The 16,251-nt window shown below is 39.3% G+C and carries 11 protein-coding genes; 6 read left to right on the top strand and 5 right to left on the bottom strand.

Features of this window, described 5'->3' with window-relative positions:
• Positions 1–86: 86 nt before the first annotated feature.
• The 3 genes from AC1W31_RS10280 to AC1W31_RS10290 all read left to right on the top strand — a co-directional run bounded on the left by AC1W31_RS10280 (position 87) and on the right by AC1W31_RS10290 (position 2,581).
• Positions 87–1,523 carry a Gfo/Idh/MocA family protein gene (locus tag AC1W31_RS10280; RefSeq protein ID WP_481734349.1) on the top strand — a complete coding sequence of 479 codons (1,437 nt, stop codon included), beginning with the start codon at positions 87–89 and terminating at the stop codon, positions 1,521–1,523.
• A 221-nt stretch (positions 1,524–1,744) separates the two neighbouring features.
• The gene (locus AC1W31_RS10285) at positions 1,745–2,215 is read left to right on the top strand and encodes a nucleoside deaminase (protein ID WP_481734350.1); all 471 of its coding nucleotides are present in this window, start codon (positions 1,745–1,747) and stop codon (positions 2,213–2,215) included.
• 72 nt (positions 2,216–2,287) lie between these two features.
• A complete protein-coding gene (locus AC1W31_RS10290) occupies positions 2,288–2,581 on the top strand; it encodes a putative quinol monooxygenase (RefSeq protein ID WP_481734351.1) in 294 nt (97 codons plus the stop codon).
• Positions 2,582–2,584: 3 nt separating this feature from the next.
• Here AC1W31_RS10290 and AC1W31_RS10295 read toward each other — a convergent pair whose 3' ends face one another.
• From AC1W31_RS10295 to AC1W31_RS10315, 5 genes are all read right to left on the bottom strand, one after another.
• A complete protein-coding gene (locus tag AC1W31_RS10295; protein WP_481734352.1) occupies positions 2,585–3,100 on the bottom strand; it encodes an acyl-CoA thioesterase in 516 nt (171 codons plus the stop codon).
• Positions 3,101–3,237: 137 nt separating this feature from the next.
• Positions 3,238–3,549: an NADH-quinone oxidoreductase subunit NuoK gene (gene nuoK, locus AC1W31_RS10300; RefSeq protein WP_481734353.1), complete on the bottom strand. Its 312-nt coding sequence runs from the start codon at positions 3,547–3,549 to the stop codon at positions 3,238–3,240.
• Between the two features lie 176 nt (positions 3,550–3,725).
• Positions 3,726–4,247 carry an NADH-quinone oxidoreductase subunit J family protein gene (locus AC1W31_RS10305; RefSeq protein WP_481734354.1) on the bottom strand — a complete coding sequence of 174 codons (522 nt, stop codon included), beginning with the start codon at positions 4,245–4,247 and terminating at the stop codon, positions 3,726–3,728.
• A 2-nt stretch (positions 4,248–4,249) separates the two neighbouring features.
• Complete coding sequence (locus AC1W31_RS10310; RefSeq protein WP_481734355.1) at positions 4,250–5,515, bottom strand: 4Fe-4S binding protein; 1,266 nt, start codon at positions 5,513–5,515, stop codon at positions 4,250–4,252.
• Between the two features lie 140 nt (positions 5,516–5,655).
• A complete protein-coding gene (locus AC1W31_RS10315) occupies positions 5,656–13,464 on the bottom strand; it encodes an Ig-like domain-containing protein (RefSeq protein WP_481734356.1) in 7,809 nt (2,602 codons plus the stop codon).
• An 855-nt stretch (positions 13,465–14,319) separates the two neighbouring features.
• On the opposite strand from AC1W31_RS10315, the gene rplM reads away from it, so the two are divergent.
• The 3 genes from rplM to rpsB all read left to right on the top strand — a co-directional run bounded on the left by rplM (position 14,320) and on the right by rpsB (position 16,250).
• A complete protein-coding gene (gene rplM, locus AC1W31_RS10320; protein WP_481734357.1) occupies positions 14,320–14,763 on the top strand; it encodes a 50S ribosomal protein L13 in 444 nt (147 codons plus the stop codon).
• 73 nt (positions 14,764–14,836) lie between these two features.
• Positions 14,837–15,226, top strand: coding sequence for a 30S ribosomal protein S9 (gene rpsI, locus AC1W31_RS10325; protein ID WP_481734358.1), 390 nt, complete (start codon positions 14,837–14,839; stop codon positions 15,224–15,226).
• A 220-nt stretch (positions 15,227–15,446) separates the two neighbouring features.
• Complete coding sequence (gene rpsB / locus AC1W31_RS10330; protein ID WP_481734359.1) at positions 15,447–16,250, top strand: 30S ribosomal protein S2; 804 nt, start codon at positions 15,447–15,449, stop codon at positions 16,248–16,250.
• The last annotated feature ends 1 nt before the right edge of the window (position 16,251 follow it).

Raw genomic sequence — 16,251 nt, forward strand, 5'->3', positions numbered from 1 at the left:
ATGAGATTGAAAAAAAAATACTTTCTTAAAACCATATTTTGAAAACTCGTAGCTCAATACTCAAAGCTAAGAAAAACCAAAAAACAATGAATCAAGACAACTCAAGAAGAGACTTTATCAAAAAAACTTCCTTAGCATTGGGAAGTTTTTACATCGTACCACGCCACGTGTTGGGTGGTAAAGGTTTCATTGCTCCTTCCGACAAACTGAATATCCTGAGCATCGGAGCGGGTGGAAAAGGTGAATCTGATACTTTATTAGCCTATAATAAAGGAACAGAAAACATCGTAGCCATTGCCGATGTCGATTTTGGTCGGGCAGCAAATACCTTGAAACAATTACCCGAGAACGTCAGAAAATACAAAGATTGGCGTGAAGCTTTAGAGAAAGAAAAAAATAATATTGATGCCGTAACTATCTCAACGCCCGACCATCATCATGCGGCAGCAACGTTGGCGGCGATGGAATTGGGCAAGCACGTTTATACCCAAAAACCCCTCACGCACAACATTAAGGAAGCTCGAATGCTCACGGAAGCGGCAGAAAAATATAAAGTTGTCACGCAAATGGGAAATCAAGGTTCGTCTAATGATGGACGAAGAGTTTTGCAAGAATGGTTTGATGCAGGATTAATTGGAACGGTAAAACGGGTACATATTTGGACAGATCGTCCCGTTTGGCCACAAGGAATTGCTACGCCAATGAGCAAACACGAAATCCCCGCTGATTTTCCGTGGGATTTATGGTTGGGCCCCGCTCCCGTTCGTGATTTTGTTCCCAATGCCTACCATCCTTTCAAATGGCGTGGTTGGTGGGATTTTGGAACGGGTGCCATGGGCGACATGGGTTGTCACCTATTAGACGGTGTTTTTAAGGTTTTGGCTTTGACCTATCCAACGGAAGTTCAATGTAGTGTTAGCTCTATTTATACCAAAGATTGGGTGCCTGACTATTATCCAGATAGTTGTCCTCCGTCTTCAAAAGTTACTTTCCAGTATCCTAAAACAACCAAAAACAGTTCTCCTATCGAGATTATTTGGTATGATGGAGGTTTGAAACCAGATATTCCAGCCGAATGGGGCGACGAACCGCTTTGGACAAATGGCGTAATTTATGAAGGTACAAAAGGCAAAATGGCGAATGAACTTTACAACCAAAATCCAACGTTATTGCCAAAGTCAAGGATGACCGATTCGGATGTTTTGAAAGTTAAACCAAAACTTTATCGCATTGAAAATCAATCAGCTGGACATAATTACCACTGGGTTAAGGCTTGTAAAGCTGGCTACGGAAAATTAGAAACCAGTTCACCATTTGACTTTGCTGGGCCATTAACTGAGATGATTTTGATGGGAAATCTCGCCATCCGAAGCTACCAATATCGTGAAGGAGAAGGACGTGCGGGTAAATTCCCAGGACGTAAAAAAATACTTTGGGATGGTAAAAATATGAACGTTACCAATTTTGATTATGCCAATCAATTTGTTTCACGAAAATACCGTGATGGTTGGAAATTGGGTTGATAAAATTAAAATTTACCTATTTAAGGAAGCCTTTGCTTGGAGCGAAGGCTTCTTTTTTGGGTAATAAGTTCACTGTGGGTAATTGTATTTATTTTCATAGATAATTTCTAAAGAAATCGTATAAGAACTTGAATATTTGTGATAAGAAATAACATTTTCATATTTTGAAAATTTAAAATTTAGCGTTAGTATTGAACTAAATTTAAATCTATTAATATCCCATGGAAAGAAAAAAATTTATGGAAAGAGCCGTTGAACTATCTTTAAAAGGAAGTTCAGCAGGAAAAGGAGGACCATTTGGAGCGGTTATTGTTAAAAATGGTAAGATAGTGGGTGAGGCGTACAATCAAGTAACTTCTACCAACGACCCAACGGCACACGCAGAAGTAATGGCCATTAGAGATGCCTGTAAAAACTTAGATACTTTCGATTTAACGGATTGCGAAGTTTATACATCCTGCGAACCTTGCCCCATGTGTTTGGGAGCAATTTATTGGTCGAGAGCCAAGAAAATTTATTACGGAAACACTCGTGAAGATGCCAAAAAAATGGGCTTCGATGATTCCTTCATTTACGATGAAATTCCATTGCCTCTTTCAGAACGCAAGATTGAAATGGTTCAGATGGGTCATCAAGAAGCCTTGCACGTTTTTGAAATGTGGGAAAATAATGAGGGGGAAATAAAATACTAATAGCTATGAGCGGTGAGCAGTGAGCAATAAAACATTCACAATTCCAAAACTCATTGCTCAAAGCTCAATAAAATGCTTATCAGAATTGTTAGAATGACCTTTCAGAAGGATAAAATAGAAGATTTTTTAGGAATATTTAATCGTTCAAAACACCTAATTCGTGGCTTTGATGGTTGTCAGCATCTGGAATTATTGCGGGATAAAAATGCTCAGAATATCATGCTGACGTATAGTTATTGGCTTTCGGAAGAACACCTCAATACTTATCGAGATTCGGAATTATTCAAAACCACTTGGGCGGCAACAAAGATATTATTTTCGGATAAACCTATGGCTTTTTCTTCGGAACGGTTGCAGGTGGTTTGAGGCCTACACCTCAAACAAACTCCTCAATTCCACCGCCTCCGCCGGTTTCATTCTTCCTGCCAAAACCAATCTTAATTGACGGCGGCGTAAGGCTCCGTCATACAATTCTTTTTCCTCCTCAGTTTCCGTAATCGTTTGCGGGACATCAATTGGGCGACCACTTTGATCAACGGCTACGAAGGTCAAAAAAGCTTTATTGGTACTCACCCGTTCCTGGGCGGGAATATTTTCAGCCCAAACGTCAATTACTACTTCCATTGAAGAACTAAAGGCTCGTGTAACTTTGGCTTGGAGCGTTACAACACTTCCCAAAGGAATGGGTTCTTTGAAAGAAACATTATCAACCGAGGCGGTTACCACAATACGATTGGAGTGTTTTTGGGCGCATATCGCTCCCACAACATCCATCAATCGCATGAGATTTCCACCCATCAGATTGCCTAAAGTGTTAGTATCGTTCGGAAAAATCATTTCGGTCATAGTGGTTAATGACTCGGAAGGGGTTTTGGTTTTTGACATTTATTTTTGGGAATTGGGGACTGGGTTATTAGGAATTGGGGATTAGGTAATTAGAGATTGGATAATCCACAGATTAGAAATTCGTTTTATAAGCTCATCAACCGAATCCTAATCACCCAATCCCCAAAACCTAATCCCTACATTTCTTTTACTTCACTAATTTCATCAAGATTTACAGTTTTGAAATATTCGTAAGCTTTTAGGATAATTGCCAAAGCTACTACAGATTCACAAACCGCCACAACAATTACAAACAAGGCAAACATTTGTCCTTGCAAATTGGGGTCATTTTTACTAAATGCTACCAAATTGAGATTGACAGCATTGAGCATTAATTCGATGCCCATCAACACAACAATTACGTTTCGTTTAGTCACAACAACTGCCAAGCCGATGCTGAAAAGCAAAGCACTCGTTAGAAGATAATATGATAGAAAACTGTTATCCATTTTATTAAAAATGTTTGAAAACTGTCATTGCGAGCGAAGCGTGGCAATCTTTTGGAGTGATGCAAAAAGGTTTGAAAACCTTAAATCATAAATAATCTATTTGCCTTTATAAAAAAATGATTTCAATTATGTTTTCGTCAATCCGACAGATTGCTTCACTGCGTTCGCAATGACAGCTATTCGCTATTTTTTTTACTCAGATAAGCTGCCCCGATTAGGGTTGCCATTAATAATATTCCCGATGCTTCAAAAGGCAAAACGAAATTAGTCATTAATTGAATTCCGATGGTTTTGGTGGTAGCGACGGGTTCGTTGGTTTCAAATAATGCCGTTTGAATATCCACATACTTTGCTCTGGCGAAGGTATAAAAAAGCATAGAAAATACGCCTCCTGCCACTAAAAAGCCCAAAATCCGATTGGTGCTTTCGGTAAAAATATCGTTTTTAATATTCTGCTTATTTCCGCCTTGATTGGTAAGCATTACGCCAAAAATTAATAGTACCAAAATACCTCCTACATAGACAAGTATCTGCGTAATGGCCAAAAAATCCGCTCCTGCCAGCACGTACAAAGCGGAAATCCCCAAGAATGTCAGCAACAAACTAAAAGCCGCATAAAGAACATTCTTCGACCACAAAACGACGCTTGCCGAGAGGATTGTTAGGATAATAAAGGCTATGAAAATGTATTGAATCACGTTTAGTTATTGGTGTCTTCCGTTTTAGGTTTTGGCTTAAATGTTGGTTTGAAAATGGGTTTGGGTTTCGAAACTTCTTCAAGAGGTTTCTCTTCTACCTTTTCAATTGTTGTATTCTCAACTGGTTTTTTAAAACTTGGTTTGAAAACGGGCTTAGGTTTTGGCGCTTCTTCAACTTTTTCATTCGCTACATTTTCTACAACTTCTATATTTTCAACTGGTTTTTTAAAACTTGGTTTGAAAACGGGTTTGGGTTTTGGCGCTTCTTCAACTTTTTCCTCCGCTACATTTTCTACAATTTCTGTATTTTCAACTGGTTTTTTGAAACTTGGTTTGAAAACAGGTTTTGGTTTTGGCACTTCTCCAACTTTTTCCTCCGCAACAATTTCTTGATTCTCAACTGGTTTTTTGAAACTTGGTTTGAAAACGGGTTTTGGTTTAGCAACTTCTTCAATGGGCTTATCTTCTACTTTTTCAACTTCCTGATTTTCAACTGTTTTTTTGAAGGCAGGCTTGAAAACTGGTTTTGATTTAGCAACTTCTTCAACTGGCTTATCTTCTACCTTTTCAACTTCCTGATTTTCAACTGTTTTTTTGAAAGCTGGTTTAAAAGCAGGTTTTGGCTTAGCAATTTCACTAACTACTGCTGGCTTGTCACTGTTTACTTCCGATTCCTTACTGGCAGCTGCCAACCTTTTTATTTCCTCTTTTTCAGCCACAAATTGCTCGTACAATTCCCGTTTTTCTTGCGATTGGGCGGGCGTAAGATTCCCGAATTCAAAATTATGCGTAGTAATGTCAAATGTTGAAAAATCGTATTCAGAAGTCATCGTTAGGCATTCTGTTGGGCATACCGTTGTGCAAAGTCCACAGAACATACATTTTGCCATATCAATATCAAACTTGGCGGCAAAAAGTCGAATTGCAGAACCATCAGAAGCATACCCTGCAATGCCTGTGGCTTTAATGGGTTCTATTTCGATACAATCAACGGGGCAGACTTTGGCACATTTATCACAGACGATACAATCGTCCATTTCATTATGCAATTGATAACGTCCATTATCTGGCAAAGGCAAATGCTGATGCGGATATTGAAGCGTTACAATGCCCGTTTGTTGCTTGAAATAATCGGGATTATCCACAAAAATGGGCTTGCGACTTTGGCGTGCATCTTTAAAATGCCTCCAAGTTAGTGAAAGCCCTTTCAGAGAAGTTTTGATACCTTCCTTTATATTTCCAAAATATGTATTGTTTGCTCCTTTCAATGGGTGATAATTATTAGTTCACAAAGTTACGTTCACAATTTTAACAAAAGAATATTTGGTTAAAGTTTCTGGAATAGAATAAAAAACAAAACCCCCACCAGTAAAACTGATGAGGGCTTGTATTTTTATTACCAATACGACTACTTAACGATTTGTAGTTTCTTGATAATCATGCGTCCGTTGTCTAAACCTACATTTACGAAGTACGTTCCATTTGGCATATCTTGTACTGGAACTTTCACACTTACACGTTCTGTACCCGTGGCAGTTTGCGTGAATTGTGTGTTACCTATCATACTGAATACGCTAACTTCTACGCTACTGTTTGCCTTCATTAATTCTGAAGATAACTCAATTGAGAAATCTGAACTTGATGGATTTGGATAAACAGAAACTTCATCACCCACTTTCACTTCTTCAGTCGCTGCCACTCTTGATGACATTGCTCCAGTGATAGGAGTTGATGAAGAGGTTGGTTTTGAAGGAGAAACTGCACCTATTAAATATACATTAACAGTCACCTTAAACATACAATATGAAGTATTTCCTTTGGCATCTTTGGCAGTATAAATTACCGTTGTTACGCCTGGAGCAAATACTTGTCCTGGTGAATAATTAAAAGTTACCGATGGAATACCACAATTATCGCCTACTGATGGATGATCCCAATTTGCGATGGCTGGCGTACCGTAAAGTACCAATAAATTAATATCCGTTGGACAATCATAGAATACTGGTGCTTGGGTATCGACATCGCAAGTGATTATTTTCACTACAGTTACGTTAAATGAACAAGTTGTTTTATTTCCTTTGGCGTCCGTTGCGATGTATGTAACCGTAGTAGTACCAACTGGGAATTGTGAACCTGAGGCATTTGTCGAAGTAACTACTGGCGTTCCACAATTATCCGTTGCCGTTGGAGCAATCCAGCTTACAATGGCTGATGTTCCTCTGGTTTTGATTAACACATCGTAAGGACAAGATGTTAATACAGGTGGAATTTTATCAATATCACATGGTGTTGTTACACCCGCATCAATATCGTTATTTGTTTGTCCTTCTGCTAAGGTGATTGTTCCCGTTTTACCCGTTGTTACGTTGGCATCGCTATCTTTATCTGGCGTTGTTGTTGCTCCTTGTGGAGAAAAATTAAAGCCTGATGGAAGAGTTGATTTCACGAATTCAACAGTGTAATTACCCGCTGTTAAGTTATCAAATAGATACTTACCGTTTGCATCTGTTGTGGTGGTTGCAATTACGTTATTTGCACTATCGTACAATTTCACGGTAACGCCTGCAACGCCAATTTCACCTGCATCTTGAATACCATCTCCATTAAAATCACGGAAGACAGTATCGCCCAATTTCGCTGTTCTAAATAATCCAAAATCAACGTTTGTGTTATCTGTAGTTGTCAATACAATTGGTTTACTTCTGATAATTTGTCCGCTTGTTGTGGTCCCGTTATCTTCATTATTTACATTCGCCGCTGGACTTGTCGCAGGTTCGTAAGCACCGGTTGCTGAGCCATTTGTACCTGTCGATGATTTATAACCTACTGGTGCAGAAATTTCAACCACATAATTACCCGATGGCAAATTAGAGAACAAATAGTTTCCATTTGCATCAGTCGTTGTTGAACTTCCTACTTGGTTATTAGCACTGTCAAATAATTTAACGGTAACTCCTGCAATACCCAACTCACCTGCATCTTGTTTACCATTGTTATTTTTATCGTTGAATACTAAATCACCAATTTTCAAGCAATTAACCACTTTCACATTTACCGTTGCAACGGCTGAACAACCTCCGCCATTCGAAGCAGAAACTGTGTAAATACCATTGGCAAGCAAGGTTGCATTTGGAATACTTACGTCTTTTGTATTAGCCGTAAATCCATTTGGTCCTGCCCAAGCATAAGTAATTGTTCCCGTTGCGGTTGTTGTTACCGTGATATTTACCGTTGTTCCAGAACATACAGCATTTGGATTTGTTGTTGCTGAAATTGTGAATGGACTTGTAACGGTTTTCTTCACAATATTCGATTCTCCTCCAATATAATCTGTACAACCCGCTCTTCTGGCACAACGAATATAACAAGTCGTAACCGTGATAGCGCCTGGTTGATAATCCGCTGTATTCGTGTTTGGAATCGGTGAATATAGCGTCTGACCTACAATATTTAATGGACAAACACCATTCGTTAAAGAAGTTGTTTGTAACCATAAATATTCAATCGCTAAACTGGCGTCGCCTCCACTCGCTGTCGTTACACTCGTGATTTTTGCAGGAGTTCCACCTGAACAAAGCGTTTCATCCGCTTGAATTTTTCCGCCATCGGTAATCTTACCAATCACCGTCGCTTTTACTTCTACTCTCAGAGATTCACAACCAGCACTTGATTTACAACTTACATAATATAAAGTCGTTGTCGTCAAACTTGGCGTGGTAAATGAGACACCCGTAGCAATCGCATTTCCACCCGTTGAAGCTGCGTACCATGTTGCCGTTCCTGTCGTACAAGTAGCTCCTAAAGTAACCGTTCCAGTTCCGCAAATTGTCGCTGGCGTTACCGTTGGCGCTACTCCACCCGAATTTATCGTAGCCGTTACTGGCGTTCTTGCTGATTCACAGCCACCTGCGGTTGTCTTGCAACTTACATAATACGTAGTTGAAATTGTCAAACTTGGCGTAGTGAAACTGGCTCCTGTAGCAATCGCATTTCCACCCGTTGAAGCAGCGTACCATTGTGCCGTTCCTGTTGTGCAAGTAGTTCCCAAAGTAACCGTTCCCGTTCCGCAAATTGCCGATGGCGTTACCGTTGGGGCATTTGGAGCGAATTCAACCGTTTTCTTTACCGTATTTGATTCGCCTCCAATATAATCCGTACAACCCGCTCTTCTGGCACAACGAATGTAACAAGTTGTAACCGTAATCGCTCCTGGTTGATAATCAGCGGTGTTTGTGTTTGGAACCGGTGAATATAGCGTCTGTCCTACAATATTTAAAGGACAAACACCATTCGTTAAAGAAGTTGTTTGTAACCATAAATATTCAATCGCTAAACTGGCATCGCCTCCACTCGCTGGGCTCACACTCGTGATTTTTGCAGGTGTTCCGCCTAAACAAAGCGTTTCATCCGCTTGAATTTTTCCACCATCCGTAATCTTACCAATCACCGTCGCTTTCACTTCTACTCTCACAGACTCACAACCAGCACTTGATTTACAACTTACATAATACGTAGTTGAAGTTGTCAAACTTGGTGTGGTAAATGAGACACCCGTAGCAATCGAATTACCACCCGCAGAAGCAACGTACCATTGGGCCGTTCCTGTCGTACAAGTCGCTCCTAAAGTAACCGTGCCAGTTCCGCAAATAGTGGCTGGCGTTACCGTTGGGGCAACTCCGCCTGAATTAACTGTAGCTGTTACTGGAATTCTACTCGATTCACAACCTTCAGCTGATTTGCAACTTACGTAATAGGTAGTCCATGCTGAAATACTTGGTGTTGTGTAACTTGCTCCCGTGGCAATGTACATACTACCCGTTAAAACTGAATACCATTGTGGCGTTCCAGTTGTACAAGTTGCTCCCAAAGTAACCGTTCCAGTTCCACAAATTGCCACTGGCGTTACCGTTGGAGGATTTGTAATTGGAGTAGCCGTTACGCCTGTCGTTGCAGTTACTGAACATTTACTACCATTAATAGCTGTGAAAGTTACCGTAACAGTATAAGTAGTTGAAGTAGTAACGTTCGTATTAGTTACCGTTGCTTGCGTACTTGTAAATCCATTTGAACCTACCCATGAATACGAAGGTGAGCAATTAGCAGATTTAGAATTCAACTCAATTGTAGCGGTCAAATCTACCTTGTCTCCTGAGCAAATTGCTTTTGGATTTGCCGAAGCTGTTACCGAAGCAATTGTTGTAGAAGCACCCAAGTTGATATTAATATCTCCGTCTTTTGAAGCTGTACTCCAATTATTCGTGCCACCGTTTGTGATGCTAATTTTGAACCATGAACTTGCTCCAAATTTGGCAATATCATTCAAACTACCACCCGTTCCCACTTGGAAAGCACCCATATTTTGTGTGTATGTACCTGTCATACCCGCATAAATACCTGCACCCGTGAATGTTCCATTTGATGTTGGATAATAATACCAATCTACCGTATTTGGGTTATAATTAGTACAGTGCGTATTTGGAACTGGACTTCCAACTGGAGGTGTTCCTGTACGACCCGAATAATTAACCACTACATTTATACAATCTCCTGCACCACCGCCTGTTACACAAGCAGTATAATTCAAAACAGCCGTACCATCACAGAATTCCGTAAATTCGCCTGATTTTACTGAGAATAATTGCGAAGGCGAAGCTACATTTCCTTTCAAATCTGCGAAATATAATCCGTAAGATTTAGTAATATCACCACAAGTTGAGGTATTTTCTACTGGCGTTTTGCGTGATAAACAGATTGGATCTTTCCCTTGACAATTTGCCAAAAGCGTTTTCTTAACAATATTTGATTCTCCGCCGATATAATCAGTACAACCCGCACGTCTTGAGCAACGAATATAACAAGTCGTTTGCGTGATTACACCTGGTTGATAATCCGTTGACGTTAGGTTTGGAATCTGCGTATAAAGTGTTTGACCTACAATATTTTGTGGACAAACACCATTCGTTAATGAAGTTGTTTGTAACCAAATATATTCAATGGCTAAACTCGCATCTCCACCGCTCGCTGGCGTTACACTCGTGATTAACGAAGGCGTTTTACCAGGACAAATACTTTCATCCGCTTGAATTTTTCCACCATCCGTAATCTTACCGATAACCGTCGCTTTTACTTCCACTCTTGAAGATTCACAACCTGCGGATGATTTACAACTTACATAATAATTGATCGAAGAATTTAAACTTGGCGTTGTGAAACTCGCTCCCATTGCCAATGCTGTTCCACCCGTTGCAGCAACATACCAAGTGACAATTCCAGTGGTACAAGTTGCTCCTAATGTTACCGTTCCCGTGCCACAAATAGTTGCTGGTGTAACCGTTGGAGGATTTGCACTTGAATTTATGCCTGCGATTACGGCAGTACGTGGAGAAGATTCACAACCTTCTGGCGATTTACAAGCAACATAATAAGTAGTTGATGCCGAGATACTTGGTGTAGTAAAACTTTCTCCTGTAGCTATGTATATACCACCCGTTGTAGCAGCATACCATTGTGCAACACCAGTTGTACAAGTTGCTCCTAAAGTAACATTTCCTGTTCCACAAATTGCCGATGGCGTTGTCGTTGGAGCAGTTGGAATTTTATCAATTATTACAACAATTACATTTGTTTCTCCATCATAATCTGTACAACCCGCACGACGAGAACAACGTTGATAAGCCGTAGTTACTGATATGCTATTCACATCTAATGTTGGGCTGTTTGTTCCCGCAATTGGAAACCATTCAGCCGCATTTTCTGCCGTAAATGTTGTTGCTGTGGTACTTTTTAACCAAATATATTCCAACGTTCCTGTTCCACCAGTTGGTAGTTGAACATTGGTAAATGGTGCTGGGTCAAATGCTCCGCAATTTCTTTGATTTGAACCAATTTGACCTCCATTCGTAACATTATCACAACAAACAGCATTTAAAGCTACCGCAGTGGTGGCAGTTAATGAACATTTACTACCATTAACTGCGGTGAAAGTTACCGTAACCGTATAAGTGGTTGCTCCTTGAACATTGGTATTTGTTACCGTTGCTTGCGTACTTGTGAACCCGTTTGAACCAGCCCATGAATAAGATGGTGAACAATTAGCCGATTTTGAAGCCGCATCAATCATAGCTGTCAATTTAACATCCGAACCTTTACAAATTGAATTTGGATTAGCCGTAGCCGTTACCGAAGCAATATTCGTAGATGTTCCCAAATTGATATTAATATCTCCTTTGGTTGTTACCGAAGTCCATTTATTAGTACCGCCGTTGGTAATGTTGATTTTAAACCAAGAACTTCCTCCTGATTTTAACAAATCGTTCAAACTGCCCCCCGTTCCCACTTGAAAGGCAGCCATATTTTGCGTGTATGTACCCGTCAAACCTGCGTAAATACCAGCACCTGTGAAAGTACCGTTTGAAATTGGGTAATAATACCAATCACCCGTATTTGGGTTATAAGTAGTACAGTGCGTATTTGAAACTGGACTTCCAACTGGAGGTGTTCCTGTACGTCCTGAATAATTAACTGCCGCCGTGATGCAGTCATTTGCTCCTCCACCTACAACACACGCAACCATATTCAACACCGCAGTTCCGTCACAAAACTCCGTCAATTCACCTGATTTTAAGGTGTAATATTGACTTGGACAAGCCACATTTCCTTTTAAATCTTCAAAATACAAACTGTAAGATTTTGTAGCATCTCCGCAAAGACTCGTATTTTGAATTACACTTTTGCGAGATAAACAAATCGGGTCTTTCCCCGCACATGAAGGATTAACTGTTACCGTAATAACATTGGCTTCTCCTACATAATCCGTACAACCCGCTCTACGTGAACAACGAATGAAATAAGTTGTCTGAGTCAAAGGACCAGAATCGTAAGTCAAACTTGTTGCTCCATTGATTGTTGTCCATTGGCTTTGTGTAGCCGTTGTTAACACCGATGATGTTGTACTTTTCAACCATACAATCTCCAAAGCATTTGTACTTCCACCCGTTGGGTCAGTAACACTCCTAAAAGCAACAGGGTCAAAAGAACCACAACCCGTTTGGTTAGTTCCAATTGTTCCACCTGATGTTACATTATTACAAACAACAGGCGTACAACCTGGCATTTCTAAATAAAAATCTGTTCCTTCCGTACCAACTGCTAATACTTTTCCAGTAGTAGGTTGTTTAACCACGCACATATCAACCCAAGCACTTGAACCAAATGAACTTTTAAAACGAGTTGTTCCACCCGTACCCACTTGCCAAGGCATTGAGGGGTCTAAGGTCACATTGATTTGAGAGCCAATTACACTCGAACCTGTACCAATCAATGTTCCAGAAGCAGTAGGATAAAAATACCAATCTGCTCCTTTCTGACCCACACAAAAATCGGTATTATTTACAGGCGAAAAATGACCTAAGCCACTTGTTGTTTTTCCACTTAATAGTAAATCAACTGCGAAAGCAACCGTAGCATCACTTTTCTTAGTAATTGTTCCTTTAACTGTTGCCGTATTATCACTGTATTCTTGCCAAGTCAAAGCACTAACATTATATTCATTATTACTTCCACCACCAGCACCATTCACCAAAATGTTCAGCCAAGGTCCATAACCTACATTTGTACCATCACATTTCCTGAAATTTTCGATTTTACAATTTTTAGTAACCGTTCCAGTAGGCGTACCACCCACAGACTGCGTAAGTGAGAAATCATCAACCTTCAATACTGTCCATTCTGTATAACCAAAAACCTGTAAATAACGAGCATTACTCGGCACGCTAAAAGTTTTAGAATATTTTTGAAAAGACGTACTATTTACCTGCATTTCAACACTTGCCGAAGTTATTTTCTTCCAATTAACATCATAGACATTAACACCTACTGAGCTCCATTTTGAAGCATCATGAACCATCGCCCAAACCGAAAACGTATAATTCCCGAAAGGCGAAGCATTAAGGTTTTGAAAGAAATACTCACTGTCTTGATAAGTATTATCGATGTGTGCCGCATAAACCCCACTGTGAATAGGATTTGTACCAACAATCGTTCTAATTGGGCTTTTACTTGACTGCCAACCAGTCAATTTTGATTCAAAACCAGGATTTACAATTAGCTCTTGAGCGAAAGAAGATTGACTAAAAAATATAGTCATCAACACCGTAAAGGCGACCGAAGCGAATAGACGCACTCTTCCTCTTACAAAAAAGAGGAAGAGTTTCGTCAAACTGTTTCGCAAGTTGTTGGGGGGTAACAACAAGCGACTCGAACTGTCAAAAAATGACAGCCAACAAGTAGAGTTAGACATAATATTTAATATAATTTAGATTAGGAAACACAACTTCATCCAACGAGTGTCAGGTAAAACACAGCATTGAAATCAAGGCTATTTGAAAGGACATAATAATCCATTGAAAGAGCTTTGCCATTTTTTTAAAATAATTACAGACAAGGAAGCGAGTGCTTATTGATTCAGGCGGTTAGAATCATATGAACTTTTTTTTTGAAAAAAAACTTTTGATATGTAAGGCATGGAAGATAACACCCAGCAATACGAAGGCAGTAAAGAAAGATTTGGAAACATCACAAAAATCAAACATTAAAATAATCGGGGGATTGAGTTAATGCTGAGAGATTAATGCAGGTTACTATCGACGAATAAGCAACCAGTTTCTTTAAATTAATTTATCTACTTAGGAAATTTAGGTATTTGAACGTAAAGTAAAGTAAACCTTTTCTTTTTTCAAAAGAAAATAGCCATTTTTTATTAAACGTTAATACTTGGGTTGTAGGCAAATTGGTAAATAAAGGCCTTTTTCAGAAAACTACCAAAACTTTTTAAAATGTCTTTGCATATACTCAAAACATTCACTAATTTTGCGTTCCCAAATTTAAACTGGATGCCCGTTCGGAAAGAAATAAAGGACAAATCATTGAAAATCAGAGTCGTTCCAACGTCTGATGTATAAAAGAAATATTTACGAATCTTAATAAAAGTCCAGCGTAAGTACAATTTTATAACACCTTGTGGCAAAGGTGCTTTCTATGAGAAAATATTATCGGACTTTTAACCAATAATAAAGTGGATACTTTAAGTTATAAAACCATCTCATCAAACGTTGCTTCTGTTGAAAAAGCATGGGTTGTTGTTGATGCAGAAAACCAAATTGTAGGTCGTTTGAGTTCTCATATCGCAATGATTTTGCGTGGTAAACACAAGGCTTCATATACACCGCACGTGGATTGTGGTGATAATGTTATTGTTATCAATGCTGAGAAAATTCGTTTTACTGGCAAGAAATTGAACAATAAGGTTTATATCCGTCATACGGGCTATCCAGGTGGTCAGCGTTTTGCTACACCAAGAGAAGTGTTGGCTAAAAACCCAAGAGGAATTATGGAATCTGCCGTGAAAGGTATGTTGCCAAAAAACCGTTTGGGAAGCAAGTTGTTTACTAACCTTTATGTATATGCAGGTTCGGAACATCCTCACTCAGCACAACAACCAACTGAAATTAAATTCTAATAATGAATTATGATTTGTGAATTATGAATTTATCTCATAGCTCGTAACTCATAACTCACAGCTATAAAAAAAAATGGCAGAAGTAACCAATACATTAGGAAGAAGAAAAACAGCCGTTGCCCGTCTTTATATGACTCCAGGCAAAGGCGAATATTTGATAAATGGCCGTACGTTGGAAAACTATTTTCCATCTGAAATCCTAAGAATCATTGTTAACCAACCATTTGCTTTAACGAAGACCGAAGGGACTTATGATGTTAAAGTAAACATTGGAGGTGGCGGAAGTAAAGGTCAAGCGGAGGCACTTCGTTTAGCAATTGCTCGTGCTTTACAAGAAATCGACATTGAGCGTCGTCCAGCTTTGAAAAAAGAAGGATTCCTTACCCGTGATCCACGTATGGTAGAGCGTAAGAAACCAGGTCAGAAGAAGGCTCGTAAGAAATTCCAATTCTCGAAAAGATAGTATTTTAGGAATCAGGGGTTGGGTGTTAGGGATTAGGTTTCTTGCCATCTATCATATCCATTTCTAAATTCTTCATATTTCATTGGCAAAGCTTACAGTGACCGGTGCTTTGCCAATATTTTTTCATTTTCATTTTAATCTTTTTAAGGTTAAAGGCTTATTGATTATTAGGTATTTGAAATACTAATCCCTAATCCCTAATCCCTAACACCTACAACAAATGGCACAATTAGAATACAAAGAATTATTAGATGCTGGTGTTCACTTTGGACACTTAACACGTAAGTGGGATCCAAGAATGGCTCCGTTTATTTTCATGGAAAAAAACGGTATTCACATTCTTGATTTGAACAAAACATTAGGTTGTTTAGACGAAGCTTGTAATGCTATCAAAGCTATCGTACGCTCCGGACGCAAAATCATGTTTGTTGCTACGAAGAAACAAGCGCAAGAAATTGTTTCAGAAGAAGCTCGTCGTTTAAAAATGCCTTACGTTACTGATCGTTGGTTGGGCGGTATGCTTACTAACTTTCAAACAGTTAGAAAGTCTATCAAGAAAATGGGTACGATTGACAAATTGTTGAAAGACGAAGTAACAGTAAAAGCCTTGGCAAAACGTGAACGTTTGATGATGTCTCGTGATAAAGAGAAAATGGAAAGAGTATTGGGTGGTATCACCGAATTGACTCGTCTTCCTGCTGCTCTTTTCGTAGTAGATGTTAAGCGTGAGCATATTGCAGTAGCAGAAGCACAACGTTTGGCTATTCCAGTATTTGCGATGTGTGATACTAACTCAAACCCTGATTTAGTAGATTTCCCAATCCCAGCTAATGATGATGCTTACAAATCAATCGCTTTAATTACTTTAGCAATTGGTAAAGCAATCGAAGAAGGCTTGATGGAACGCAAGCAAGATAAAGACGATGCTCGTATGGCTGAAGAAGAAGAAGCTAAACGTTTAGTGGATTTAGAAGCAGAAAAAGAAGCAGCTAAGGTTGTGGCTAAATACGAAAAAGAAGACTAAT

The sequence above is a fragment of the Arcicella sp. genome, from assembly GCF_964672035.1.

Coding starts and splice junctions, on each gene's coding strand:
- nuoK (WP_481734353.1), bottom strand. CDS start 3,549: ATGGATAACAGTTTTCTATCATATTATCTTCTAACGAGTGCTTTGCTT.
- AC1W31_RS10285 (WP_481734350.1), top strand. CDS start 1,745: ATGGAAAGAAAAAAATTTATGGAAAGAGCCGTTGAACTATCTTTAAAA.
- rpsB (WP_481734359.1), top strand. CDS start 15,447: ATGGCACAATTAGAATACAAAGAATTATTAGATGCTGGTGTTCACTTT.
- AC1W31_RS10280 (WP_481734349.1), top strand. CDS start 87: ATGAATCAAGACAACTCAAGAAGAGACTTTATCAAAAAAACTTCCTTA.
- AC1W31_RS10295 (WP_481734352.1), bottom strand. CDS start 3,100: ATGTCAAAAACCAAAACCCCTTCCGAGTCATTAACCACTATGACCGAA.
- rpsI (WP_481734358.1), top strand. CDS start 14,837: ATGGCAGAAGTAACCAATACATTAGGAAGAAGAAAAACAGCCGTTGCC.
- AC1W31_RS10290 (WP_481734351.1), top strand. CDS start 2,288: ATGCTTATCAGAATTGTTAGAATGACCTTTCAGAAGGATAAAATAGAA.